This is a genomic window from Rhizobium acaciae (assembly GCF_025941625.1).
Classification (GTDB): domain Bacteria; phylum Pseudomonadota; class Alphaproteobacteria; order Rhizobiales; family Rhizobiaceae; genus Rhizobium; species Rhizobium acaciae.
On sequence record NZ_JAPCZO010000013.1, the window covers coordinates 147,542 to 173,038 of the forward strand.

The 25,497-nt window shown below is 57.4% G+C and carries 26 protein-coding genes and 1 pseudogene; 11 read left to right on the forward strand and 16 right to left on the reverse strand.

The features are described 5' to 3' along the window. Positions 1-2: 2 nt before the first annotated feature. The 5 genes from OLZ32_RS21385 to OLZ32_RS21405 all read right to left on the reverse strand — a co-directional run bounded on the left by OLZ32_RS21385 (position 3) and on the right by OLZ32_RS21405 (position 4,149). The gene (locus OLZ32_RS21385) at positions 3-1,001 is read right to left on the reverse strand and encodes a caspase family protein (protein WP_264396603.1); all 999 of its coding nucleotides are present in this window, start codon (positions 999-1,001) and stop codon (positions 3-5) included. 9 nt (positions 1,002-1,010) lie between these two features. Then, positions 1,011-1,382: a hypothetical protein gene (locus OLZ32_RS21390; RefSeq protein WP_264396604.1), complete on the reverse strand. Its 372-nt coding sequence runs from the start codon at positions 1,380-1,382 to the stop codon at positions 1,011-1,013. A 443-nt stretch (positions 1,383-1,825) separates the two neighbouring features. Next, a complete protein-coding gene (locus OLZ32_RS21395; RefSeq protein ID WP_264396605.1) occupies positions 1,826-1,990 on the reverse strand; it encodes a hypothetical protein in 165 nt (54 codons plus the stop codon). An 18-nt stretch (positions 1,991-2,008) separates the two neighbouring features. Next, positions 2,009-2,620 (reverse strand): integrase domain-containing protein, encoded by a 612-nt coding sequence (locus OLZ32_RS21400; RefSeq protein ID WP_264396606.1) that lies wholly within the window; start codon positions 2,618-2,620, stop codon positions 2,009-2,011. A gap of 197 nt (positions 2,621-2,817) precedes the next feature. Next, positions 2,818-4,149 (reverse strand): IS1182 family transposase, encoded by a 1,332-nt coding sequence (locus OLZ32_RS21405; protein WP_264396607.1) that lies wholly within the window; start codon positions 4,147-4,149, stop codon positions 2,818-2,820. Between the two features lie 879 nt (positions 4,150-5,028). Between OLZ32_RS21405 and OLZ32_RS21410 the strand changes: the two genes are divergently transcribed. Further along, the gene (locus tag OLZ32_RS21410) at positions 5,029-7,356 is read left to right on the forward strand and encodes an NACHT domain-containing protein (RefSeq protein ID WP_264396608.1); all 2,328 of its coding nucleotides are present in this window, start codon (positions 5,029-5,031) and stop codon (positions 7,354-7,356) included. Between the two features lie 104 nt (positions 7,357-7,460). Here OLZ32_RS21410 and OLZ32_RS21415 read toward each other — a convergent pair whose 3' ends face one another. Then, complete coding sequence (locus tag OLZ32_RS21415) at positions 7,461-7,673, reverse strand: hypothetical protein (protein WP_264396609.1); 213 nt, start codon at positions 7,671-7,673, stop codon at positions 7,461-7,463. Positions 7,674-7,716: 43 nt separating this feature from the next. Further along, a pseudogene (locus OLZ32_RS21420) lies at positions 7,717-8,671 on the reverse strand (IS630 family transposase). Between the two features lie 763 nt (positions 8,672-9,434). Between OLZ32_RS21420 and OLZ32_RS21430 the strand changes: the two are divergent. Continuing rightward, positions 9,435-9,770: a DUF3768 domain-containing protein gene (locus OLZ32_RS21430; protein ID WP_264396610.1), complete on the forward strand. Its 336-nt coding sequence runs from the start codon at positions 9,435-9,437 to the stop codon at positions 9,768-9,770. On the opposite strand, the gene OLZ32_RS21435 is transcribed toward OLZ32_RS21430, so the two are convergent. From OLZ32_RS21435 to OLZ32_RS21450, 4 genes are read right to left on the reverse strand one after another with little or no spacing between them, the layout of a single operon-like run. Next, positions 9,677-10,192 (reverse strand): hypothetical protein, encoded by a 516-nt coding sequence (locus tag OLZ32_RS21435; RefSeq protein ID WP_264396611.1) that lies wholly within the window; start codon positions 10,190-10,192, stop codon positions 9,677-9,679. The genes OLZ32_RS21430 and OLZ32_RS21435 overlap by 94 nt on opposite strands. A gap of 4 nt (positions 10,193-10,196) precedes the next feature. Then, positions 10,197-10,745 (reverse strand): hypothetical protein, encoded by a 549-nt coding sequence (locus OLZ32_RS21440; protein WP_264396612.1) that lies wholly within the window; start codon positions 10,743-10,745, stop codon positions 10,197-10,199. Positions 10,746-10,799: 54 nt separating this feature from the next. Further along, positions 10,800-11,042, reverse strand: a complete 243-nt coding sequence (locus OLZ32_RS21445) for a hypothetical protein (RefSeq protein ID WP_264396613.1) — start codon at positions 11,040-11,042, stop codon at positions 10,800-10,802. Positions 11,043-11,099: 57 nt separating this feature from the next. Continuing rightward, positions 11,100-11,915 (reverse strand): hypothetical protein, encoded by an 816-nt coding sequence (locus tag OLZ32_RS21450; protein ID WP_264396614.1) that lies wholly within the window; start codon positions 11,913-11,915, stop codon positions 11,100-11,102. 341 nt (positions 11,916-12,256) lie between these two features. On the opposite strand from OLZ32_RS21450, the gene OLZ32_RS21455 reads away from it, so the two are divergent. The 3 genes from OLZ32_RS21455 (at position 12,257) to OLZ32_RS21465 (ending at position 13,947) form a co-directional block, all read left to right on the forward strand. Then, entirely contained in the window at positions 12,257-12,805 is a 549-nt protein-coding gene (locus tag OLZ32_RS21455) for a recombinase family protein (protein ID WP_264396615.1), read from the forward strand. A 142-nt stretch (positions 12,806-12,947) separates the two neighbouring features. Continuing rightward, positions 12,948-13,394 (forward strand): hypothetical protein, encoded by a 447-nt coding sequence (locus OLZ32_RS21460; protein ID WP_264396616.1) that lies wholly within the window; start codon positions 12,948-12,950, stop codon positions 13,392-13,394. Positions 13,395-13,413: 19 nt separating this feature from the next. After that, entirely contained in the window at positions 13,414-13,947 is a 534-nt protein-coding gene (locus tag OLZ32_RS21465; protein WP_264396617.1) for a DUF6650 family protein, read from the forward strand. A gap of 216 nt (positions 13,948-14,163) precedes the next feature. Here the strand turns inward: OLZ32_RS21465 and OLZ32_RS21470 are convergent, their stop codons facing one another. Continuing rightward, positions 14,164-14,439 (reverse strand): hypothetical protein, encoded by a 276-nt coding sequence (locus tag OLZ32_RS21470; RefSeq protein WP_264396618.1) that lies wholly within the window; start codon positions 14,437-14,439, stop codon positions 14,164-14,166. A gap of 191 nt (positions 14,440-14,630) precedes the next feature. On the opposite strand from OLZ32_RS21470, the gene OLZ32_RS21475 reads away from it, so the two are divergent. Next, the gene (locus tag OLZ32_RS21475; protein ID WP_264422399.1) at positions 14,631-15,275 is read left to right on the forward strand and encodes a hypothetical protein; all 645 of its coding nucleotides are present in this window, start codon (positions 14,631-14,633) and stop codon (positions 15,273-15,275) included. Between the two features lie 342 nt (positions 15,276-15,617). After that, positions 15,618-16,193, forward strand: a complete 576-nt coding sequence (locus tag OLZ32_RS21480) for a hypothetical protein (RefSeq protein ID WP_264396620.1) — start codon at positions 15,618-15,620, stop codon at positions 16,191-16,193. A 492-nt stretch (positions 16,194-16,685) separates the two neighbouring features. Here the strand turns inward: OLZ32_RS21480 and OLZ32_RS21485 are convergent, their stop codons facing one another. After that, positions 16,686-16,985: a hypothetical protein gene (locus tag OLZ32_RS21485; RefSeq protein ID WP_264396621.1), complete on the reverse strand. Its 300-nt coding sequence runs from the start codon at positions 16,983-16,985 to the stop codon at positions 16,686-16,688. A 649-nt stretch (positions 16,986-17,634) separates the two neighbouring features. Here OLZ32_RS21485 and OLZ32_RS21490 point away from each other — a divergent pair. Beyond that, positions 17,635-19,596 carry a ParB/RepB/Spo0J family partition protein gene (locus OLZ32_RS21490; protein WP_264396622.1) on the forward strand — a complete coding sequence of 654 codons (1,962 nt, stop codon included), beginning with the start codon at positions 17,635-17,637 and terminating at the stop codon, positions 19,594-19,596. A 171-nt stretch (positions 19,597-19,767) separates the two neighbouring features. Here the strand turns inward: OLZ32_RS21490 and OLZ32_RS21495 are convergent, their stop codons facing one another. Together OLZ32_RS21495 and OLZ32_RS21500 are read right to left on the reverse strand one after the other, a co-directional pair. Continuing rightward, a complete protein-coding gene (locus OLZ32_RS21495) occupies positions 19,768-20,064 on the reverse strand; it encodes a hypothetical protein (RefSeq protein WP_264396623.1) in 297 nt (98 codons plus the stop codon). A 202-nt stretch (positions 20,065-20,266) separates the two neighbouring features. Then, positions 20,267-20,749, reverse strand: a complete 483-nt coding sequence (locus OLZ32_RS21500) for a hypothetical protein (protein ID WP_264396624.1) — start codon at positions 20,747-20,749, stop codon at positions 20,267-20,269. A 427-nt stretch (positions 20,750-21,176) separates the two neighbouring features. Here OLZ32_RS21500 and OLZ32_RS21505 point away from each other — a divergent pair, with 427 nt between their 5' ends. Further along, positions 21,177-22,022 carry a TIR domain-containing protein gene (locus OLZ32_RS21505; protein WP_264422401.1) on the forward strand — a complete coding sequence of 282 codons (846 nt, stop codon included), beginning with the start codon at positions 21,177-21,179 and terminating at the stop codon, positions 22,020-22,022. Positions 22,023-22,025: 3 nt separating this feature from the next. Next, the gene (locus tag OLZ32_RS21510) at positions 22,026-22,733 is read left to right on the forward strand and encodes an adenylate/guanylate cyclase domain-containing protein (RefSeq protein ID WP_264396626.1); all 708 of its coding nucleotides are present in this window, start codon (positions 22,026-22,028) and stop codon (positions 22,731-22,733) included. A 60-nt stretch (positions 22,734-22,793) separates the two neighbouring features. Here the strand turns inward: OLZ32_RS21510 and OLZ32_RS21515 are convergent, their stop codons facing one another. Further along, positions 22,794-23,837, reverse strand: a complete 1,044-nt coding sequence (locus tag OLZ32_RS21515) for a hypothetical protein (RefSeq protein ID WP_264396627.1) — start codon at positions 23,835-23,837, stop codon at positions 22,794-22,796. A gap of 51 nt (positions 23,838-23,888) precedes the next feature. On the opposite strand from OLZ32_RS21515, the gene OLZ32_RS21520 reads away from it, so the two are divergent. Further along, on the forward strand, positions 23,889-25,412 hold the full coding sequence (locus tag OLZ32_RS21520) for a hypothetical protein (protein WP_264396628.1): 1,524 nt from the start codon (positions 23,889-23,891) through the stop codon (positions 25,410-25,412). Positions 25,413-25,497: the final 85 nt, after the last annotated feature.

Consider the following 25,497-nt stretch of genomic DNA (forward strand, 5'->3'; position numbering starts at 1 on the left):
GGCTAAATCATCCCCGCTTCAACGAGCTTCCGGTAGTGCTCACCGAGCACAGTCAGCTCACAGCTTTTGCTTTGCATAGCGGCGTGCCACATGTGAGGAGCATTGACGGGCCGAACCAGATTTACCTTTACGAATTTCTGCAGAGTGGCGAAGACAGCAGTCTTCGCCGGATCTGGTGGCGGGATCGTCGGATCGTCCTTCTGCTCGGCACTCCGCTCGGGCTCATACGCGGGATCGAGCGGAAACTCGTAATCCTGTGTCGGAAAGAGCGACGCTAACTGCTGCAGGTCGGTCAATGGTATTGGAGCGTCGGCCCTCTTCAATGAGACGAACGTTTGTACGTTGGTCTTGAATAGGGGTCTCTGCCCGGCCCAAGGACCAAGTGATTGGTCGATATGCGCGTAGACACTGCCAGGTGTCACGTCGCCAACAAGGTTCGCTGCAGCGCCACTTAAGGCGTCGACCAGCAGACTTGTGAAGACGCCGCCTGGATTTGGGCCGCCAGTCTCCAGAGCGTACTGCTCTGCGGTCGACGCTGTTAGGATAGTCATCCCAGTGGGGATTTCCGAAAAGCCCTTCATTACCGGGCGCTCGCCAACAATGCCACTATGGCAGCTGTCGAGAATAATGACCTTATTGATTGCGGGTGACGCCGCGGCAATAGTCATCACTTCATTGAGCGAAAGCCCGTCATCGCCGGTTTTGCAGTCTCCCGCACAGAGAAACCCACCAGTGTCCTCAATGTACCCGTGGCCGGCGAAATAGAAGAGCGCAATCTCAGCTTGATCGGTAAACAGCGCACGAACCGCTTCTTTAAGTTCGGCGCGTTCGACGATATCGGCGGGACCGGTACCTGTAATTAGCTTCGGCGTCTTGAAGTTTGTTGTGCCGTCCGCGTTCCGCTCCAAAGCCGCGCGAACCGAGTGCGCGTCATTTACGCAGCCGTTTAGCGGCGAGATATGTTCGTAGTGATCGATGCCAACAATGAGTGCCTTGCGCATTGGAAAACCTTAGAGGCCGTTAATCCAGTTGGAGATGTTATCCCACGTCCAGACCATAGCGTTGACGCCGGCGACGTTGGCACGGTCTTCCTTGTATGCCCAGATACCGCGAACAGGCACACCGAGTTCTTTGGCGCACGCGATCTCCCACTTCTGGCCTGTCGAAGACAGAGAGTTCTTGCTGATGATGGCGAGTACACCGTGCGAACGCTGAATACGGGCTTTAACTTTTGTCTTCCAATCTGAATCGTATGCTTCTTTGACGGACATATCGATATATTCAAAGGGAGAGTTGGTGTAGAGTGACTGTCCTTTGATCATGTCGCGGATTCGCTCGTCTTCGATAGCAAAAGCTACGAAGACAACTTTTTTATCTGCCATTTCGACCTTCTCCCAATACCTGAACAGTAATTTCACTGATTTGTTTGCATTTTCATACACCATATCTCGTCTCTGGGTTGATCAATCTTAGCTGTTTCACAGGAGTTGCTGCTTTGACGGGCATTTATCCACAGGCTAATCGCTAAGAATCTCGCTCCACCGCATCGTGAACCGCAATGAGCGATGATGCGCGGCACCGAAACCTTCTGCGTCCCGCCCGCCGTAAAGCTCATCGAGGTCCGCCCGAACTGCTGACTGAGCGCTGCGAGGCCCGCCATCAGCAGGGGCGGTCGTTTTTCATTTACCGTTGTTGTTGATCTTGAAGAAAATCAACGCATCCTTGTATGATGCGTACAGCGCACTTACGCATCGCCCAATGTGTACGCATTGAGCAGAATAGGCGATGCGTTGCACGGTTTTCTGGCCAGCCGCAGGGCGTCGTCTCATTGGAAGGCCCTCCCCAAATAGGTATCGGTGATCTTGAGGCGCGTTCCGAAGGCAATTTCCTGATGGCCACCAGTGTCAGGACCAAGTACGCCGACAAGATCTTCAACCCGGCAGCCGTTGCCGCCGCCATCGACGAGGTGGCCTTCCAGGGCCACCGCCAATACCGCGTCGTGCAGGAGCTACCATTCGACCTGTCGGAAACCGATGCCGCCCACGCGCTGGAGGACTGGCTGGACCAGGAACAGTTCCATTATATCTGGCGCCCCACGTTCCTCCGCGTCGCGTTCCTTGGCGGTCATCTCCTTCCAGGCTTTGCCGCCGGCCAGCGGGCAGGGGAGCCCGGTGAGGGTCTGGTAGCGGCGCTGGGCATAGGCGTGGCGGAACCCGTGGGTGTTTCGGAGGCCTGCCTTGTAGGTCTCGTACTCATAGCGTTTGAGCTGCTCGATATAGGTGAGCTCGGCAGGGATCAGCGAGCCCTGCCCCTTGACGAGGGTGGTGACGTGCTGCAGCGCGTGGCGTTGCTCCAGCGTGGTGATGGGCACTGTTCGCGGGCGGCCACCTTTGGTCCAGCTGCCTTGGAGTGTGATCTGGTCAGCGCGCATGGCGACCTGCGGCCGGAACTTGATCGCTTCCTCACGGCGCAGGCCGAAGGTGACCTGCAGCAGGAGCGAGGCCTGGATGTGCGGGCTTTCGATGGTCTGGAATTTTGTCGGGTCGAGGGTTTGGGCGCGGTTGCGCGTGACCTCGCCGCGCTCGGCCACGCCATAGGCGGCGTTGTCGCGGCTGACCACGTTCGGCTTGCCGATTTTCTCGGCCCACCAGCGCAGCCAGCTCAGAGCTTGTGAAGCTTTTGGATCTTGGCGTTTCCGGCCTGTCTTGGTTGACCGGTGCCGTCGAGCGTCGGACGGTTGACCGGTGCCATCGAGCGTCGGACGATTGGGCGGTGCGGTCGGACGGTCGCTGCTGGCGCCTGGGTGATTATGCTCGTTTAGCCGTTGGCGAGCCGATGGCCCTGCAAGATATTGTTGGTGAGTGCGTAGCAGAGCACGACGGCACGGACCTTTTCGATGCCGCGCACCGTCAATTGTCGTAGGTTCCAGTTACGCCAGCGGGCATGGATGCATTCGCAGATCGAGCGGGATTTGTACTGCGCCTTGCCCGTCTCGCTTGCCATGCGGGCTCGCCAGGCTGACACCCCCGGACCGTCGCCGTGCCGCGGCAAGCAGGGATCGGTTCCGTGCTTGGACTGCGTGGGCGGACAAAAGACCTCAATCCCTTCGCCGTGCGCCCACTCGATGTCTTCGGCGCTGCAAAAGCCGCCATCGGCGAGATAGCGCCGCGGCAGATGGCCGCTCAGCGCGCGCAACCGCTCCAGCATCGGCCGCATGAGGCCGCGATCGGAGCCGACATTGGTCACCTCGAGCCCGACCACGAGCTGCTCAGCGGCCACGCTCGCCACCTGCACATTATACCCCGGACGGAAGCCGCCGTCGGCCATCTTCATCACCCGCGCCTGTGCGTCCGTGCTGGAGGCGCGCGGCTCCTTCGGCTTTTTGCCATTGCCGCGCTTTTCCTCGCGGGCCTGGCGCTGGCGCTGGATCTCGTCAAGAGCCGCCTGGGCTGCTCTGATCCGCGCGCCGCGCTCGCGCGCCGCTCGTTGCCTGGCCGCCTTGATGCGCTGATTGCTGGCATCCGAACGCGCATCAACCTCGTGCTTGAGCTGATCCACAACGGCCTCGGCAATTGAAAGATGCCGATCGAGCGTCGCCTTGCGGCCGAACGAGGCGGCCCCCGCGCTCGCTCGTATCCGCACGCCATCCTGCGCCAGACGGTCGAGAGCGACGAGGCCGGCATCGGCAAGCGCCGCCAGATGTTCGGCCAGCAGCCGGTCGAGCAGATCGGCGCAGCCGATCCGGAAATCCGCCAGCGTATGATAGTTCACCGAAACGCCGCCGCACAGCCAGCGATAGACGTCGTGGCTCCTGCACAGCCGGTCCAGCGCCCGCGCGCTGCCGACGCCGTCACTGCTGGCATACAGCCACAGCGCCAGCAAAAGCCGTGGCGAAATCGGCGGATGGCCCGGCCTGTGCGCCCGCGCCTTGATCCGATCTTCAAGCGCGCTCAGATCCAGTCCCTCGACATAGCTCCAAATGACGCGCACCGCGTGGTCCTGTCCGATCAAGCTGTCGATATCCACAGCACGCAACTCGATCTGATCGCGCACCGGCTCGCGCATGCGCGCCGCCCCGCCCGCCACCCGAGCACTTCGCCGCACCCCATGCACCGGTAGTCCTTCGAACAGGTCGTCGCCCACGATCATCCCCCAAAGCAAATCAACGAACCAACAGAATCACAAGCTAACCGCCTCCGCCACCAAACATTCACACCCTCTCAGGGTGAGATGGATCGCGCAGTTCGCTTGATCTGTCGGGATAGTGAACGCAGCCGCTCGGCAATTTCCAGCGGCGTGCCTAAAAAATGATGCCGCTTCGTTCCGGTTGGAACGGGCATCATTCGTCGGTCACGTGGGATCGTTTGCGGGAAATCGGACATTTCATGTCCGACCTCTCCCGCCTGTGCTTTGCGCCCGCATGCTCCGCTTACTGGCGATGGGTATCGGCAGGAAGTGGCACCCTGACCCGCCTCCAGCCTTCCGCAAGTCGTGTGCCGCCGCAGGGGGCGGTCTCCCGAGCACAGACTGGCACAAGGCTGGTTGTTGGCGGATCGGATCGGGCCACCTGCCGATGGTCGCCCATCTGGTTCGCGGGCAGGGCGGGTTTGCGCGCCGCTTGGCGGGAGTACGGGCGCAGACTGTGGTTGGTGGTGTGATTTGTTGAAGTGGATGAGTGTGGGGAAGGCCTTCCCCTGGCTGCAACCCGTCGGGACAGTTTTATGCCACCCCTTCTGCGGGTGAGCCCGCAACGCCCCCGGGGAGAGAGCGATACCCAATATCGTCGTCGCGCCAGTCGCTTAATGTCGACTAAATGGCTGTATTGGAAATCTATCTCGCACTTTACAGTTGCTTTTCTAAGGCGGCTGGCCCCATCAATCCATAACGATCAGCATTGGTGCACAGACTGGAGAAGGCACCATCTTCGGTCTTGCCCGTCGCCTTCTGACCAAGCTTGTATGGAAGTGGGCGATCACGGAATAAATGTGTCAGACGCGACGAGAAACATTCCGGAGTGGGGAACGAGCAATGGCAAACAACGGCATGACTATCCAACCGCAAGTCAGGCGCTCGACAACCGCCATCGGGGACGAATTGCGTGACCAAGTGATTGACCTGCTGGAGGCCGAAGGCCACAGGGTCGCCCGCGAGGTCCGTGTAGGTACCAAGAAAGTCGATGTCCTCTTCGAAATCGAGGACGAGTTTCGTCCGCAGAAGATCGCGATCGAATGCAAAAACCTCGACAAAAACCTGTCGCAGGCCGAATTGAACTTGATCTGGTCTGACTATTCCCTGCTCATTGAAGAGAACGAAATCACGAGCATATTCGTGATCACACGGCTCGATTTTTCGCCCGAAGCTAAGCAATACGCTAACAAACGACGTGGCCTAGAAGGTTTTTCATTGAAGGAGTTCGAGGAAAGCCTCCTCGGATATCGCCGGTATTGCCGCGACGTTGGAGACCTCTTCAGCGAGGGAGGTCTCGAAAATTATTATGTGCAGCCTTCAGTCGAAAACGGCGGCAAGCTCCACGACCGGATCGTCGAATGGGTTCGCAGCGAGGACACCGCCCCCGTTGCGATCCTCGGTGGATATGGGATGGGAAAGACGTCTTACTGTAAATTCCTGACCCGGACCCTCGCGGATCAGTACCTGGATGACCCGTCGGCTCGGGTGCCGATCTACGTGCGGCTCTCGGATATCGCCACGCAAACCGATATCGACGGCCTAATCGCGAAAACCTTGGCAGACAGACACAATACGAAGAATTATTCCTTCGCCAAGTTCAAGAAGCTGAACCGGTCCGGAAAGTTCGTTGTAATCTTCGACGGGTTCGACGAGATGAAGCACGCACTTTCGTGGACCGATTTCAAATACAATTTCTCGCAAATTCATTCACTCCTGGACGGTAAGGCCAAGATCATGGTTGCCGGCAGGCCGAACGCGTTCCTGTCCGATAGCGAGCATGCCTGGATTTTAAGAGGAGCGCGCCTGGTCGGGGAGCAGTTGATGAAGGTCCCTGACGCTCCCGAATACCTTGAGCTTTCCTTGTCTCAGTTTTCGGACGACGAGGTCACGAGTTTCCTCGACCGATATCTTCGGCAGAAACTCCCGACAGGCATCTCCGATCCTCAAGAGATAGAGCGCTGGATTTCAGAGCGTGTCGGGGATTTCGAAAAAATCCGGGCGAACGGCGATATCTATCGTCCGGTACACCTCAAAATCTATGCCGACATCGCCGCCGATCCGAACGCAAAACTCGAAAGCTTTTCAACATACGGCCTCTACTCGATCGCCACATCCAGGATCAGCGAGCGGGAGGGCGAGAAGCTTGTCCGAAAGCAGATCGATTCCGAAAAGCGACAGCACATTATCGAACGCATAGCCTGGTGGCTCTGGGATACGTTCGACGGACGCAGGCTATATTTCATCGCGGAAGCCGTCCCCGAATATATTATCGGTCGTGATCTCCTCGACGATCAGGTCTTTGAGCGCGACGCGATCTATCGCGAGATTTTCACTGGGTCTTTTCTGGAGCGAAAGTTCGGCGAGAACTATTACTTCTCGCATCGATCGTTTCTCGAATTCTTTGTGGCTGGTCGGCTGGAGAAAGCTGAAAGCCACCAGATCACCGTCCAGTCGGTCTTCAAGAACATCAATCCGGAAATCCTGGTGTTCCTTAAGCAAAGCCCCGGGTATCAGAACTTCCTGGCATACGTTTACAAAGGCATGCAGCGCTTCAGCGGACATATCCCGCTGCTTTTTCTCGAAGAGATTTACACTTACCGTTCTGAGACTGGAGCAGCCGATGCCCAAACCGGAATCCAGCTCCTGCTCAAATATTTTGGTTTCTTGAGATCGGAAGACTTCGATACAGCAGCGTACGTCCGTGCCGTGAGGACGGATTTAGCTTCCACTAACCAGGAGCATCGCGAGACGGCATTGTATTTCGCCCTCTACGTCATGCGTCTGCGCTATGATCGCGATGCATTGCTCGCTCTGCTCCAAGTTCTGGCGGCATCAGTCAGTTGGCCTGCGAGAGCGGGTACGGTTGCGGGGATGAGTATGACCAAGTACACGTTCTCGCGCAGCAACATTGGTGAGTACGTTTTCGTCCGCTTCGCTCGCATTACCGCAGAGCGCTCGCGTGACGGCAAACCCGTCGTCACCTTTGACATCGCCAGGGCTTACGATGAAGTCAAAGACAAGAGGCCTCCCAAAATCGACATCGAAGGGAATCTGCAAGGCCTTCCTGATCTGGTTCAGCCTCGCATCGAATTCGCTGATATTTTTGGTGGGCTTGGCCTAAAAGAGCAAAAAGCTGCCATGGATGTTCTCAGCGTTGGTGTGGCATGATTTGCTATGATCAGGTCGCAATATGATCTGGAGATGCGGGCTAGATATCAGCAATCCGCTTGCGACGTCCTCAAGGAGGGCCGCGTAATCGCTACTGTTGTCGCCTATGCTCTGCGGCCTCGGTAGGTTGTCGGCGGAGGAAGTGCCTCGTGGGCTTGAGCCAGTGTCTCGAGCCACGTTGCCCGACCATCGGAAATTTCTTCGTTGCCGGCTTCCATGGCTTCAATCCATGACAGCTCGCATTGCAGCGCCGAGGCAATGTTGACCGGCGTCCAGCGGATATGCAGCAGGCACTCGGAGAAACGTTCTGAGGTCATCATGGACTCGTCAAGGTGTCACGGCCGCTAGAGCACCGGGCGATTAAATTGCAACGTATCCGGCAGCCTTGAGATAGTTCCAACATTCTTCGGGCTCGAACAGATCGCAGATATTGCTGACTGCCCGGCAGAGATCGTCGAGGTTCGCGCGGCGGCTTTGCGCAAGAGAGTTTTAAGCTTGGCGAACGCCATCTCGATCGGGTTCAAGTCTGGAATATTTCGGCAGGAACAGGAACCAGGCGCCTTGCTCAGCAACGGCCTGTGCGGCTCTTGGGCTCTTGTGGACGTTGAGGTTATCGAGGACCACAACGTCGCCAGGTTCCAAAGACGGTGCCATTTGCGTTCGCACGTAGATGTCGAAAGCCGCGCCGTCCATGGCGCCTTCGATGATCCATGGGGCAACGAGTTCATGGCATCTCAAGCCCGCCACGAACGTTTGGGTTCGCCACTTGCCGAACGGTGCGTCAGCCCGCAAACGCTCACCGCGCAGGCTTCTGCCGCGCAGCGGAGTCATGTTGGTCTTGACACTCGTTTCATCGACGAAGACCAATCGGGCCGGTTGACGGCGCATGAAGGGCTGGCGGCGGTCACACCACTCACGCCGCGCTGCTTTGACGTCACAGCGTCCTTGTTCCGACGCCAGCAGCGCTTTTTTTATATGTGAAGCCTTCCTTGCGCAGGAACTTGGACAGGTTCGACGGATCGATCGTCACGCCATGGTGAGCTTCGAGCCAAGCAGCAAGATCCGGCATCGTGATGTCGGGCTTGGCCAGAACTTTGTCGATGATGGAGCGCCGATGCGCTCCCAGCTTGCCGGATCCCGCGGGCCGACCCTGCCTGGCCGGCGCGACGGATCCGGTGGCCCGATAACGACTATGAACCCGCACCGCCGTCGAGGGCGCTACCTCAAACCGCGCCGCCATCGCTCGACGCGAATGACCTGCCGCGACCCCGCCCACGATCCGTTTCCGCAAATCTGACGAAATAGCCTTTCCCATGAAGCACCTCCGGCTTCCATGGAATCAGACCAGGCTTCAAATGGGAACCCTTTGATTCAAACTTTTCGCCATATGCTCTAGTTTGCCACAGAAGAAGCTCGGACCAAACTCCCCCACCGAATTGACGCGTGAATTACTGCTCACGCTCAAGCCGAACTATTGAGACAAGAGCGCTGCTCGCCGCTTAAACCCTTTGGTTGTCTGTGGTTTGCGTTGCTGTATCGAGCCGGGTGCGGCAGTCCCTGAGGTATGGGAATCCAAAGCCGCACTTGACCTGTGGGCATTGATCCGATCCCGAATCTGCCCACCCTCAATCTGTCAGTAATTGGCGATTGCATCTCGGGTCTGGGTCCTTCCCTGGTGACCGTCTCTCCCTTGTGGCCAGTGAGGTCGGGGTTTTGCGGCGTGGCCCGTCCCCGTCAATCTGGCTGCCCGCTCCTTCGCTGCGCTCCCGTGTTGCCGTTGACTGGTAGCGGGCGCGTGCCGCGCCTCGGGCTTCACGCCGCTTTGAGATCCCGACCGGCCGCAATGGGCGAGCCGGGTAACCAACGGGAGAATCCCCAATGACTACCGAAAGCAAACGACCCTCTCACGAGGTCTTCCACATCGAGGGTGAGGGCAAGAAAGCCTTCTGGACCAAGATCGGCGGCGCTTAGCACGACGACGGCGACGGCTTCACCATCAGCCTCAACTGCCTGCCGCTCAATGGACGGCTGGTCGTCCGCAAACCGAAGAAGGATGACACGTCGAAGGGAGACGCGCGATGAGCGCGTCCACCCTTCGCATCCGCCTGCTGAACGATCAACTGGGTGCGTTCACGTTCCCGCCCCGCGGCGAGATGGTTCTCACCCGCAGCGTCGCCGACCTTCCGGGCGACGATCTCCGTGAGGTCCTGCGTCAGGTCCGGACGTTTGACGACTTCAGCACCGACAAGGATCCGCACGGCGAACATGTCTTCGGTAGCTTCGCGCACAACGGCGCCCGCTATTTCTGGAAGATCGACTATTACGATCGCGACAAGAAGTACGGTTCGCCGGATCCGGCCGATCCTGCCGTCACCTGCAGGGTTCTGACCGTGATGCGCGCCGACGAATACTGACGTTCCGAGCAACGAGGCGGTGTGGTGCGGCCGCAGAGGGTGACCACGGCGGAACTCCCGAACGCCGCCCGCGGGATGAACGTAATGAGGTAGTCCTTCGACTGAGGAAGTGGCCCGAACCAGAACCCCGATGCCTCGGTCCGGCATTCCGGGGCGTCCATGGCAGGGACACGTTCCTCCTTGTCCGGAGGGGAGGGTAGCCCGTTGGCGTCGAGGGTGTTCATGGTGATTCCGAGGTAGCTCCCCGCCTTGAAGCGGCCGACGAACTCCACGGCATCCCCGCTATAGCGATAACACCCGTCGGCCGGATTGAGCTTGAAGGTCTGCGGGTGGATCGGCGACGGCGCCTCTTCCTGCGCCTGCGTGGCGGCGGGCCAGCCGACCAGCAACCCGACCATCAGAAACGTGCGATGCATGTTCATCCCGTCAGCTCGGCTGGCCCTTGCAGAAGTTGGTTTGGAAGCACTTCACCATTCCCGGCAGGCGGCCGGGGTCGTTGTCTTCCAATCGGAACGGCCAGGACGAGGTTTTTTGGAACATCTCGCAAAAGCCTTGTTCCTCAACGTTGCAGGTCATGCGGGCCCCCGTGAGGGTCGTGCCGTGTTTGGGCGCCCCCATACCCAAATCCTGCTCGATGATGGCGACGGATGTCAGCTTGCCGAAATCAAGGGAAAATTTGAAATTATCCCTTGCTGCAAAGTTGATGGCGTAGTTGCAATCATCCTGCCGGGTAATCGTGATGGTCACCTTAGCCGGGTCCTTTTCCGCCACGTACGTCAACGGCTCGGCGGACGTTTGGTGAAACGCCGGGGGATCTCCCTCCAGACCAACAGGCACGACGGTCCCTTCTTCGAGACCGAAGACCATATAGGCAACCGCCTGTTCGGCGGTTGGTCCGTCTGCCGCCTTTGAGGACTGATCGGAACATCCTGCAAAAATCAGCAGCCCGAGTATAAGGGGAAGTCGATATGTCATAAGGCCTCTCGAAGAATACGATGGAAGACGGACTGCGTCAGGTAGGTTGACCGGTCAATTCCCGGCCACGGGCTGCCAACCGCTCTCGGTCTTGATCAGGCGGCGCGTGATCGACCAGTTATTGCCATCGGTCAGGAACGTACACATGTAGCCGGGCTTGCCTTCGGCCGCCACGCACTGGTTGTCGTGGATTTGAATGCCCAATGCTGTTTCAACGTCCGTCTCCGAAGGGCCGGAAAACGAGCAAGACGATAGCAAGGCTACTGAGCCGATGATGGCGGCACGGACTTTGGGCATAGATAGGCTCCAGATTGCTTGAGCGATTGGTGAGTGCGGAAGGGCGGGGACGCGCCGTTAGCGGGGATCAGGCTCGCCGTGAAGCGCGATGAATTTCTGATAGACCAGCTTGCTCAGTTGCGAACCGAAAGCATTGCTTACCCGGTGATCGACGTAAGAGATGGTCAGTTCACAGATCAATCCAGCGTACATGGGCGAACCCGACTCCGTCAGGCTGGTAGCGGTCTTGGGGTCGACGCATTTCTGGCCGCTGATTTCGACCAAAATGGTATTGTTGCCGCCGCAGTCTCCCGACATCACCTGCTTGCCGCTCTCGTCGAAGCAATAGGTGAGGTTCAGGCCGTTGGAAGGAGTGACGAGGGGTTGACCGTAGTCGTCATTGATGTGTTGGGCCACGGCGCTCATAGGAACGCCCAGATGGTGCCGGTCGCTCCAAGTCGCCCTGAATTCGACGCGTTCGAGAAAGTTCGTATCCCAGACCGTCGCCGAAATCTCCTGTGTGTCCGTATCGGCGGATACGCCTTCGCCGGAATGGGAATTGCGGGAGGTGTCTTTGACCGTGAGGACATCCTTCTGCACCGGTACCGAGACGGTATAGGGAACGCCTTTCACCTGACCGGTAAAGCCCCCGGTCTTTTCGCTGCTGATGGCGACCTTGGAACCGCCCTTGGCCAGAACCTTCTCAATATCGCCGGTGGTCATTCCCTTATGCACGACATGCGCCCCTAGATTTTGAGGGGCCGTCTTCGGTGGCCTGAAGCCAAGGTCTGAAGGATAGAAGGTCTGCGGTTCTGCGTCTTGCGCTCTGGCTGGCTCGTCGCTGTAGCTGGCGATTGCGCATAGCATCAGGAGCGTGACATTGGTCATTTTCATCGCAAATCTGCCCGTCAATGCATGAGGAAAGGCAGACGCTATGCGGCGGCGGTATCCCGCGCCTCATGGGTTATTACGTCTCGCCCCGGCGAATTCTGGATATCAAAAATCACGACTTTTGACGGCCATACGACCATGCGCGAGGCCTCGTCCTTGTAAGAATAAAATCAACTACGTTAGGTATTGCTGAAATATAAATCCCGTAACAGAATGTGAATCCACCGCACTTGCAAAAGTCGTGATTTATGACGGCCCGCAATTTCAAATAACATGAACTAATTCAAGTATGCTAATATGTTCCTTTATCTCAACCTGGTGAGTTCGCTTGACAGGGTACAGCGATGATATACGGCTATGCCCGTGTTTCCACGAAAAAGCAGGATCCTGGTTATCAGCTCGACAGGCTCCGCAAAGCAGGATGCGACCACATCGTCCGTGAAAAGAAGAGCGGCAAAGACACGAAAAGCAGGCCGGAATTCCTGCGGCTATTAGCAAGCCTCCAACCGGGTGATACGCTTCTGGCGACAGTGTCGGATCGCGTCGCCCGTGATCCCCTCGACCTCGTGCTTATCCTCCGTGAAGTCGAAAGTGCTGGTGCCCAGCTTCGGCTGCTTGATGAGCCGTACATCGATACGACATTCGATTTTGCCGACGTGATCGCCTACTTCCGCGGCTGGGTGGCTCGCGTGCAGCGTCTGAGGATCCTGGAAAACACCTCCAATGGTCGGGCGATGGCGAAGGCGCGAGGGGTCAAGTTTGGACGTAAGCCCAAGCTGAGTCCCCGTCAAAGGGCTCAGGTGATGGAACGGAAGGCCAAGGGCGAACCGTATGCGCGGATCGCGCGGTCCTACGGCGTGAGCGAAAGTACGATTCTGCGGGTGCGGCCTTAGGCTAGAGGTGTCGGGACTTGACCTCTCGATCTACGATGCTCCAGCCATTGAAATAAAGCCGTGTATATTTGCCGCGGTAGATGGTCATCTATTGGAAATTCTATCACAGGTGGTGTCGTGCCTATTCAAATAGGAGAGATGTATGGCTGATATTTGGAAAGAGTTGGTCCCAATCGGACTCGGTGCCGTTGGTACGGTGCTCGGGGTGATGAACACTTGGAACACTATGAGTCAGCGCCAGATGCGCATGCGGGTCACCCCGGCGTTCCTACTTGAGCAGGACGGAACGCCATTCGGGTTTTCCATTGAAGCTGTCAATCTCAGCGCGTTTCCGTTGACCCTCTGCGAAATTGGATTTCGAACGGCCAAGAAGCGGCGAACGGTCATTACGGGATATCGAACCAGCGATGGGCGATCCTTGCCCTGCCGTTTAGAGCCGCGTGAGGCAATCTCGTTCATGTTCGGAGCGGGTGACGTTCGGCCTCCTTCGGGGCATCGTATCGGCGCCGCCTATATTCGGACCGCCTGCGGTCGAACCATTTTGGGGGATAGCCCAGCGCGAAAGCAATTTAGCAACATGATGGCTTGAAGGAAGGGGAGGTTCACTGATGATGTTGATCCGAGTTCAAGAAATGCTAAAGCGGATTACCGGTTTTTCGACACCCGCCTTTGGTATTCAATGGACTCCCCCGGCTTCCGACCGTGACGCGATCCGCAAATTTCTCGCTTTGTTGGAAGACCGCCGTGCATTGTTCAATCCTCTTCCGGCCGAGGTTGAGGACCACGTGGTTTCGTCCATTCACATGATCCGCGCCGAGTGCACAACGGCGGTGGGTATCCTCAGCAAGAAGGCGCCCGGTGTGGCGCACGTTCGGGCCATCGGCGCTGCTTGCCGGCGCTTTCTCGACGAACCATACCCCACATTCGACGACATCATGGATCGGCGACGTGATCCGCATTTTGATCGGGATGAGCACTATGGTGGGCTGAGACGCGGGACTCATCCAGCAGCGTTTTTCACTGCTCTTGGCGAATTGCGCGCTTTTGTTGGAACTCAGATCGCTCTCTTATCAGCAATATACCAAATCGAGATACATGGCGATCTGGTGCGCATCCTGCCGCCGGAACTAGAAGATGCGTGACGTCCGCAAGGATGTTCGCGCTCTTATGAGATGCGTTCAGGACACCAGTTCTAACGCGGACGTCCGCGTCGAAATGGCTAAGGTCGCTCGAATCGAGCGAATTGGAGCGGAAGCTAACTTGTGATAACGCCGAGCCTTTGGGCAGCGCACGGCTTCCCCGCAAGGCAAGGCAAGGAACGCTGAACGCAATTGGAATGGCACTCGGAGAATAACGCTTCAAGCCGGCAGATTGCGCGTGCGACCTTGTGAGACTAGTTTCACGCGCTGATGAGCTATCTGCTCCATGGCCGTTATGTCGACATAGTGCGGAAAGCGGCAGAAAACGCAAACGTCCAGATCGCTATATTCATGAAGTTGGGCCCCAGGAAAATCGGTTTGCAGCAGTTCACAGATCCGTCTCATCTGCGGATACTGGAAACCGTGGATCCAGTACCTGTCATTTCCGCTGTTAAAGGCGTTCGCGATCTCCCGCTCGTAGTCAACGTCGGCCAATTCTATTCTCCACAAGTTTACTTCAGACGGCTCCTCTTAGCGCGTGGGCAATGAACAATTGCTTTATGCCTTGCTGAAGGACGACTTTTCCAAAGTAAAGTTAAGGTTGCTGGCAAGTGTTGCGTGATTGCAATGGTAAATGCATGCAACCCATGCTAATCGACTGTTAATATGTATTTAAGGATTGAGATATGGGTCGGTATTGTATCAGTCTCATTTGTGGTTTCGCCTTCACGCTTTCGAGCTGCGGTACGACCGTGCCGAAAATGGTTCTTTCGAACGAGCCGCATGCGACGGCCTTTTTCATCAATAAGCTTGTAAATCACGTGAAATGCGAGGTACGGGAAGCCTTCTTCCGCGCGCGTGAATTTGATTTGAAGAATGCGAAGCAACAGGGAGACGGCGTCCGGAGATTGGCTTGGCTGGATACCTGGGCTGCCGAACTATCTCTCACCCTCACCGTTAAGGAAACGGGGATAATCCTCGTCAATGGTGATCTTGGCTTTGACGACATGATTGATGATTTAGCGTTTCCGCATTTCATACCGGGCAACGTCGCCGTTAAGCCGCCAAAAACGTTCTCAAATGAAGTGCAGTTTGTGGTCACCGTGTCGGGCGACCTCACTCCGTCTTTTGATTTGAGACGCATTGACACCAATCCTCCAGGCACGCTGTCGCTGTTTTCCGCTTCGCGGGCACGGACGAATGATATCGTGGTTTCGCTTGGACCAACGGCGCCAGGCAAGCCCGACACACCCTCTCAGCAGCTCGAAGCAGCCCATCAAAATGCTTTGCTGCGATCTGCATTCCAGAATGCTTTAACGACTGCGCCATAGGTCGGCGCATCAGTCTATAAGGAGAGAGCGATCATGGCGAAGGGACCGCAGTCAGTTATTCCGCGTACCGTCCACGAGGCAAATCAGCAGGGGTATATGAAAGTCGAAGGCTTTCGGATCTCTGATTTGAGCCGCCGGGAAAAACAACGTTGGACTCAAGTTTCTCCCAAATTCGCTCGGCCGGGGGATGTTGCCTGGGTTGGCCCCTGTGAGGACAGCGGTACGCGCATCGTGTGCTATTACGATGATAACTTAGATCCGTCTGACTGCCGAAATGAGCGTTGTTGACAAGGGGCAGGGCAAATGTTTGTGGCGCCTCCTTAATCTCATACAGGGGAAGAAATGTCGCAGCCGGTAACACCTGACGTCGAAACCAAAAATAGGCGTTTGTCCGTTCGGTTTTTTGATGAGCTAAAGGGAGGTGTGGCGAAATACTTGGCCGCAGGTGTAATTGGACTTATTGGTATAGGCGCCAGTTGGCTCTGGGGCTGGTATGCTGCAGGCGGCCCATCCAATCTGATAGGAGCAGTACCGCGCGGCGCAGTGGTTGCCTTCGATAGAGCTGACGGCTGCCCAACAGGCTGGGATGATTATAAAGAAGGTTGGGGTCGGTTTGTCATTGGTGCGGTCGAAAGCAATAAGATCGGTCAAATACCGGGCGAGTTCGTGCGAGACGCTAGCGGTGTGGACCTAGGCCCGAGAGAATTTCGAAAACCGGGCGGACAGGCTTTAACCGCTATTACCGTGAGAAATCTTCCTGCATTTAATATTGTAGGCCATGATGAGTATGTGCGCTCGCAAAAGGGATATGCCGGCTTGGAGAGCGTGACGCCGGTCGATGGGCCAAACCTTCAAAATCCTCTTAGCAACCTGCCGCCTTACATCGCCTTAGTATATTGTAAAAAATCCTCGCCATGACGCACCTGATAAAGATCGGGGCTTCTGATCTGGTGAAAATTGACCGCAGAGAGTTCCGCTGCGCTTTCCTGAATTCTTCACCGCACAGATCCGCAACGTGAACACACGACGTTTCCTCGCGAGGTGTCCATTAAATTCCTGCGCTGGTGCGAAGACCGAGGCGCCGGATCGCTTAACGCAATCACGTTGATCCACGTCTCCGATGGATTGGGAAAATGAGAGATCGGAACGCACGTGCGGGGGCAGTCGGTCCCGCCTCCCTGTCGGCCGCTATGCTGAGGCTCCTGCGGCTGCCCTTGGTCCGCCCTTAGCGTGACGAGATTCCCGAAATCCCGCCTCACGGCCGCCGCTATGCTGATTTCTCCGATACTCTTCATTGTTTGGTTTGGAACCCGCCCTGCAGGCGGATTCCATTCTCGCTTCTTTTCCGCCAACATCCTTGATCACAAAAAGCGATGGTAGAAGCGCTTGGTCGGACCTTTCTCCGGCACCTTATTTTTTGGATTTCCGTCTTACCAAGCGGCGCGTCGTCACGTGGCTACCAAATTCCTTCTCGACACGACGTTGGAAGATCTTTGCTTGGGAACGGGTTGCCCAACGAAAGCGCGCAACACCGGTTGCACGCACGCGGTTGTTGGTCTGCCCCTTTTTTGATTCGATGCCCGGTCTACCATAATGATCCGCAATCCGTCGAATGCGGTCCAAGGTAGAAAAATCGTTTCCAGTTTCAGGTCTTACCTCTACCGTACATTTCATATCGCTGGTTTTCCTTTGAAAAAAAGCCGTGAGCATCTGCTCACCGCCCTCATTTACGCAGGGCTCGAAGCGAGCCGATTATCTGGCCATTTTCGCATTTAACTGTCCCTGGAGCGGGTTAGCCTGAGACGTCAACGACAGGTCACGGTTCGTCTCATGAACGGCATAGAGATATTGAAAGAACTCATCGGAATGGGAGGATGGCCGGGCGCTATAGCGGCGGTCACGTTCATCGCCGGCCGATGTTACAAGGATTGGCTAGCCGCGCAGCGTGCCCGGGTTCGCCTCGGCGATTCCGAGTTCGAGGCGTGCAACACCCGCGACGTGTTGCGTCTTGTCCGGGAGGCAGGGCACGCCGCAGCCGCGCCAGGACGTACGATCGAATCTTTGCCGCCGGAATCCGTCCAGCGGCGGCGGAAACCCTATTCACCGTAAAATCAACAAAGGAGTCGCGGTTCGCGCCGCTTTGTTTGTTTTACGGGGACCGAGGGGCGTTGCCCCTTCTCCTCCCCAAACAGGTCTTCCGCCCAGCTTCCTTCACTGCGCTTGCGCTGCGTTCCGTGCAGCCGGTTCCCCGCGAAGACTGTTGTCCCCTTCCAACCCCACCGCTCGCGCGGCCCCGGGAAGCAGAACGCGGTTCTGCCCTGTGTTCGACGAAGACAATCAAAAGGAAGGAAGAAGACCTATGAACACCATGACAACGGCCACGGAAACCGCCGTGGCCCCAACCATCATCAGCATCCAGCACGAAGATGAGAGCATTGCGCTCAACCGGCTGGTGCCGAGCGCTGGCAACGTACGCCGCGTGAATACAGCAGCGGGTCTGTCGGAACTGGCCGACAGCATCGAGGCGCATGGCCTTATCCACAAGCTCACCATTCGCAAGGCCAAGAAGGGCAAATACGAGGTGATGGCGGGCTCCCGCCGCCTCGGTGCGCTGCGTTTGCTGGCCAAGGAGGGGCGGCTGGCGGAGGATGCGCCCATTCCCTGCACCCTGCGTCAGGCGGACGATGCCACGGAACTCTCGTTGGCGGAGAACGTTCAGCGCGAGGCCATGCACGTCGTTGACGAAATCCTCGCCTACCGCGAGCTTGCCGGGAACGGCATGGCGCCGGAGAACATCGCCGCGCGGTTCGGCCAGTCGGTCATCACCGTGCGCCAGCGGTTGAAGCTGGCAGGGCTTGCCCCGAAGGTGCTGGACGTGCTGCGCGAGGATGCCATGAGCATCGAGCAGGCCCGTGCCCTCGCCATCAGCGACAGCCACGAGGAACAGGAGCGGGTGTGGTTCGAGGCTCCTTCTTACAACCGCGACCCGCGCAGCCTGCGTGCCATGCTGACCCGCGAGCACGTGCGCAGCACCGACCGGCTGGTCCGGTTCGTCGGATTGGAAGCCTATGAGGCCGCAGGCGGCGGGATTGTCCGCGACCTGTTCAACGAGGACAGCGGCACCTTCCTGACCGACCAGCCGTTGCTGACGCGGCTTGTTATAGAAGCTTTGGAACAGGCAGCGGAACCCCTCAAAATCGAGGGGTGGGCGTGGCTGGAAACCTCTCTTGACGCATCGGTGGGCTACGGCGGCGGTTACGGACGGATTTACCCGCAGACCCGCGAACTGGCGGAGGACGAGCAGGCCGAGTTGTCCGCGTTAGGGGAGAGCTTTAACGAGGAGCAGGCGCACTTGGAAGCCTACGACGACGGTGATCCCGCCATCGAGGCCGACGAGGCGCGGCTGGTCGAGATCGAGCGGCACATCAACGCTATCCGCAACGGCTCCAAAACCTATGACCCGCAGGAGCAGGCGCTGGCCGGGTGCATCGTCTATCTCGACCAGTTCGGCGCGGCGCAGGCGGGCAGGGGCTATGTGAAGACCGAGGACCGCGAGGCGCTGGAACACCTGCGGCGGGCGGATGCCAGGGAACAGGAGGACGAAAGCGGAGGTGAGGCTCCTGCGTCGTCCGCGCCGGAGCCGGAGGCAGGGTATTCCGCCGCGCTGGTGGAGGAACTGACCGCTATCCGCACCGCTGCGCTGCGGGTGGAGCTTGCCAACCGTCCTACGGTGGCCCTTGCCGCGTTGCTCTATCCGCTGGTGGGCCGCATCTTCCAGAGCGGCTACACGACCTTCGATGCGGCGGTGGAAGTGAGCCGCCAGCGCCGTGAGCTTGCCCCTTCCATCAAGGAGCCGGGCGAGGCTCGCCCTCTTGCGGCATGGCAGGCGATGAAGGAAGCGTGGGGCGACACTCTTCCCGGCCAACCCGCCGACCTGTGGACATGGTTGCTTGAGCAGCCCACGGATAAGCTCCTCGAACTGCTGGCGTACGTCACCGCCGCCAACCTCAACGGCGTCAAGATCAAGAATGACCAGAGCCGCAGTCGGCTGGACAATGCCGAGCAGGTCGCCGTGGCTGTCAGCCTCGACATGCGGCAGCACTGGACGGCGGATGCGACGTTCCTCAACCGCCTGAGCAAGGCGGGTATTGCCGAGGTGCTGGACGAGGCGGGATGTTCAGCGCAGGTGGTGCGCGCCATCGAGAAGGTCGCGAAGGCCGAGGCGGTGGCCGAAGCGGAGACGCAGCTTGCGGGCAAGGGATGGCTTCCACTTCCGATGCGTACCAAGGGGCAGGAAGCTCTGCCCGAAGCCTCGGCATAGCCCGTTGACCGATACGACCAGAAGGCCCGGACTCGTCTCCGGGCTTTTCCTTTGGCCGGTATGGCGCGGGATGCCTTGCCCCGGCCAAGGTCGATCCGACCACGCCAGGGCGAGGGGAGCCCCGTGGCCGCTTCCCCTCGCGCTCCCCTCCCACCCGCTCAGGGTGGAATCTCACTTAATGACGTCGATAATCTCGTAGCGCTTCACGAACGCGCCTACGCCTTCGTTCAGCAAGGCGAAGATGCTCTCTTTCGAGATGGGGAGGGTTTCGATCTTCTCCAACTGCATCGGCACCCAAAGATCGTTGGGATCGCTCTCTACGTCTCTGCGCAATTGACGAAGCGCCTCGCGCGCGGCGCCCTCGCTATCAAAGAACTCGTCTGGAATCCCGGTATAGGCCCAGCGATCGTCACGAGCGTCATCGACGCGTGCGTAGGTGTAAAAGGTGAAGGACTCGCCGTGGGACATGTCTTGCCTCCAAATGTTTCCGAGAGTGCGCGTGGCTGCTGCGCCGGAGATGACCAGCATTCCGGCCAGATCGCTACTCGCAAAAGTGTTAGCTCCCGGTCAATTGTAGGATTCGACAATGCCTGCGGCATCGATGGCTGCCATCGCGCCGGAACCAGGTCGGAATGTTCGGCTCCTCAACTTAACAAAGTTGAGTTTTGGCTCATGGGGTCTGCTTTTTGCAAATCCGCGTCCAGAGTTCACGGCCCAACATTTCCAACTGGTCCTGCAGATTGTCCTCCGTCCATGGATTAGGGATGGTCCATCGTTCATCCCAGGGCATACGCCATATATTCGGGAAATCCGCGCGATTGTCGCCGCCGTCCCAACTGAAGATAACTGATGCCGCTACAACATCGAATCCCGCCGAATGGGCCAGATCAATCATATCCAGAATGTCAGGGTGATCCACCGAAGCGACGTGGCTCGGCATGATAATCAGCTCGCGCGTTCTCCAGTCAGGATCATTAGCATCGAGCGCAGCTTCAACCGACCCACGTTGGCCTCTTTCCCGCTCCTGATAAGACCTCCCAAAAACATAGGCATCAATCATCCGATTGGCCCATGGGCTATACATCTCACGCGCACCCTTGCGGTGGAGTTTCATTTCCGTACTGATTCCAAGCGCAACGAGCGCCCTGATCATGGTCGATTTTCCATGGTTATTGTTTGCCAAAGGTACGATGAATAGCCGTCGCGTGATTCTCATCTCTTCCCCTTACAAGAACTGCCGTGCGGCGCTGATATGACCGCTCGTCACGATGGACTGCAAGCGATGATTGAAGACAACATACGGGCCTTGGCGCGAGTCTGGAATGTTCTGTTGATTTCTCTCCCCCGACCGAGCGTCGGCTACAGGTGCAGGCGGGACACGTCGCCCAATAGCCTGCATATGAGGTGGTATGTCGGCAGATATGCACAGCAGAGTCATTGCAGGTCGGGCAATATGGTTGTCATCATCCGTGGGTTGAATTAGATTCTGACTTAGGGGGATCAGAAATTTCATGAGAGAACGGTTCGAGGGCGATGCCGGTCGCCGTCTGCGCCTCGAGGCGCTTGCCGCGCAGAAGATGATGCTGGGCAACGGGCCACTTGTCGAGGAAGTGGCCGATCACTGCACTATCGAGGAATATGCTGCAGGTGCCGAGCTGATGCAGCAGGAGAGCGATACCAACGATATCTACTTTATCCTGGCCGGCACGGTGCAGATCGTTGTCAACGGGCATCGCGTCGCCGTGCGCGGTCCGGGCGAAAGTGTCGGGGAAATGGCGGCCATCCAGCCGACACAGAAACGCTCCGCCACGGTTGTCGCCCAGACTTCAATTGTGGTTGCGAAGCTCACCGAACCGCAGTTCGCTGATATCGCAAGTCGCCATCCGCAGCTTTATCGGGCAATTGCCCAAGAGCTATCCCGGCGCCTTCTGGAACGCAACAAACTGGTGGGCGTCCATCGAGACAAGATCCGCGTCTTCATCATTTCCTCAGTCGAAGGACTTCCGATTGCGCGGACCGTTCAGGATGCGTTTGAACACGACCCGTTCACCTGCACAGTCTGGACCGACGGGGTGTTTCGCGTCGCCAATTATACGATGGAAGCTTTGGAGGCAGCCGTCGATGATTCCGATTTTGCCATTGCGATCGCGCACGCCGATGACGTCACCGCCTACAGGGGGCAGGACTGGCCGTCGCCGCGCGACAATGTGATCCTGGAGCTTGGGCTGTTTATGGGCCGTCTTGGCCGCCGTCGCGCCATTCTGATGGAGCCACGTGATGAAAAGGTGAAATTGCCTAGTGACATGGCCGGGATCACCACCGTTCCCTATCGGTTTGAACCTGGGAAAGACATGGCCGCTCTTCTGGCGCCTGCCTGCAACCGGCTGCGCGACCATTTCAAACTCATGGGGCCGAACAATGGGTAGTTCATGGGCCTGTTAAAGGATCTTCAAGACCATGCGACGCAGACGTTCCGTGAGCAATGGTCAACGCGTGACGGCCAGGTTGTGCCCTCTCCGACTGACCTGAAGCTATCCAATGACGCCGTGCAATTCGATCGCGCCACGGTGCTCTACGCGGATCTGACCGGCTCCACCAATATGGTCGATACGCTAGGTTGGCAAAAAGCCGCCGAGATCTATAAGTCCTTCCTTTTTTGCGCCGGCAAGATCATTCGCGAGGGGAACGGGGTAATCACCTCATATGACGGGGATCGCGTCATGGGCGTGTTTATCGGAAACAGGCAGACCACCAATGCGGCGATCTGCGGCCTAAAAATTAACTGGGCAGTCCAGAGCATCATTAACCCAGCACTCACTAAGCAATATTCCGGGAATACCTTCGCGGTCAGCCAAGTGGTGGGTATCGACACAAGCACAGTGTGCGCAGCGCGCACTGGTGTCCGCGGTGACAACGATATCGTTTGGGTCGGCCGCGCGGCAAACTATGCTGCAAAACTGACGGAAATTAAGTTGGCCGAGAGGACATGGCTCACAGAATACGCATACACGAATCTCGCTGATGAGGCGAAATTCGGAGGCAATCCCAAACAGGATATGTGGAAGCGTTTCACTTGGACGCAGCACGGCAATATCCCTGTCTACGGCTCGACCTATTGGTGGCCCATTTCCAACTAACTCTGCAAACACTGGCGCACGAAGCCCCGTGTTTGTGCTGCCAATTTTTGAACCCGGTCTTTAGGCGATAGTCTCGGCAGGCACGCGAAACAGCCGGTAGATCGCCGCTCTCAAATTATCATCGCAGGCTGAAAACTCATCGGCGGCCCTAACGATGAAGTCTACCTGTTCGCGTGAACTTTGCGGCAACAGTCGGACCGCTTCAAGCTCATGGGGCGTAAGATAACGTTCAAGATACGCGTATGGATCGATGTTCCGCTTAAGGAACTCGTTAATTAGTAAGTTCCAGGTCATCCTGGCGCTGCGTTGTCGATGAAAGGTCCAGCAATGGCGATAGTCGGCGACTGCCGGTGGCGGGTCTGTATCCGCTTCACCGAGCAGGTGGTCGTAAAAGTCATGCACCCGCCTATGGTAGAGGGACGCCACCGTGCCGACATCGATCACATCGCCGGCGCTTGCAAGGTACCGCCGTGCTGAGCTGTTCCAGTCAGCATCGGTGTCCATTAGTTCGCTGCGTTTAAATAGGTAGTGCGAGGTCGCCTCCGGGCCAGAACCTCGGATTTCCCAGTCTGCGTCAACCATCAGCTTGTGATGAAGGGCTGTGCGCAGGCCGCATATGAAGTCATGCAGTCCATCCTCCCGGAAGCACAACGGAATGCGCTGTGCGATCGACGGGTTTTCCCACCGTGATCTGATGCGGCGGCAATGATCCTGCAAACTATGGGCAAGTTCGGAAAACGCGAAGACCTCTTTCCTGATCCGCCTCTCAATCGCCTCATGCTCCGCGCGGTGGGAACGGTACGAAAATTCAGGCCGTCGGCTGAATGTGTCAAACGCAGCAAGAGCCTCAGTCAGATCCGCGGCTGCCTGATCAAAAAGCTGCAACGTCGTACGGATTGAGCGGATCTTGTCTTCGAGATCAAACCCCGGATGGAAGCGCAGTACCTCAAGCGCGTCGGTGATAAACAGGTTCGCAATGGCGTCACGGATCTCACCAGAAACAGGAATGGCGCCGGCGGCCAACGCGTCCAGGATCGCTTGTTTTCGCTCTTGCTTTCGCTGTGCATCGCGGCCGAGCAGCCTGCTTACGTCTTGATCGCGCACGTCTCACTCCGTTGACGAATGTAGTTGAAAGGCAGTCCGAAACCCAAGCAAATGGGCAACGTGGCGACCGCATCCATCGTCAACCTCGCGGGCCAGAAAAAATTCGACTATAAAGTGCAAATGAAACCGATCACAGGATTATTTCTTGGCGCTGGTGCTTCATACGAAGCCGGGATGCCGCTTGTTTGGGAACTTACGAACGAACTAAAGATCTGGCTTACCCCCGAAAAGCTGCGGGAATTTGCCATGGGTTGGCGTTCCCAGGGCGCCGCATTTTCCGATGCCGTGATTGAAGACTTCATCTCGGTGCTGGTGCGGCCGGATATGCACTACGAGGCGCTGCTCGGCCATCTGGAAACGCAGTTCATGCGCCATAATCACGTAGGTGCGCGAGGCAACGAGTATCATGGTCTCTATTCGTGGCTAATCGAGATGGTCTACTATCTGCTGTATTATCGGCAGATCAACAACCGTGCCTTTCTCGATACGCATCTTCCCCTCTTCGACGGCATCGGCGCGCTGATGAATGACTCGACGCCGCTATGGGTGTTCTCCCTAAACCACGACGTTATGATCGAAACGATTGCTGCTCGACTCTCGATTCCCCTCCACACTGGTTTTGGTTCTTCCACTATACGTCTGCCGAGACGCGACCAAACAGGACGAGCGATTGGAGAGCTGAGGGCAGAAACGCTGACCTGGGACCAGCTCGACAACAAAGCCATGTCTTATCCAAATCCATTGCAGCCGGGCATCTATTTGATGAAGATTCATGGCGCGCTTGATGTTTTCACCTTCAATGATGGTAAAGACCTGTTGAAATTTCTGCCGGAAGGCTCAAGCACCTACGGCTATATCGATGCGCTGCGTGCTGCAAATGAGGAGCTATTCTACCTACTCCCGGGCGCTCCCAATGGCAGGGTCAAGGCTACAAACGAAATCGCCTATACCGACAGTATGGGAGAAATGCAGTTTCTCCGACGGAGTCTCCTGTCGGGCGCGTTCAAATTTGGCGCGCGGAGCCAGCAGGTTCTGCCCAAAAGCATGCTGAAGCATTTTCGGGCGCATCTCAATTTTGTGACGAACCTTATCTGCATCGGGTATGGGCTCGGCGATCTTCATATCAACACTGTCATCCGGGAATGGCTGGAATTCACACCCGACCGTCAACTCGAAATCGTCGACCCGTTCATTGACAACGTTCCCGCGTTCCTACTGCATCTCAGCCCGCAGGTAACGCTTACGAAGAGCGACACGACTGATTTCCTGGACCAGAGAGCTGGCATAGCGCGATCACGGTTCGAAAGGCTCGAAAAGCGTTTGGCGGCGACGTTGCGCCGAAGGGGAAAGCAGCGAGCTGCGAAGGACCTTGAGGCATTTGCAAGGAAAAATCAGGATAGGGTGACTGAGCTTCTCGTTAAGAAACTCAGCGAGCTGCCACATATCAATGGTCAGCCTGATCTAAGCAGCCTCGGCAATCCCGCCGAAGCCGCAATGCGTTGGGCGTCGGAAGCGAAACTGAGTGAAGAAGAACTCCTGACGGCGCTGCTTGAGCATCTTTCAGCGGTGGAATAAAGCTCTGAAAAAGTTGGGCCCACTCGACGCGATTCGAACGCACACCCTTTTTTGGAGCCGAAATAGTTCCGTTACATCAAATTTA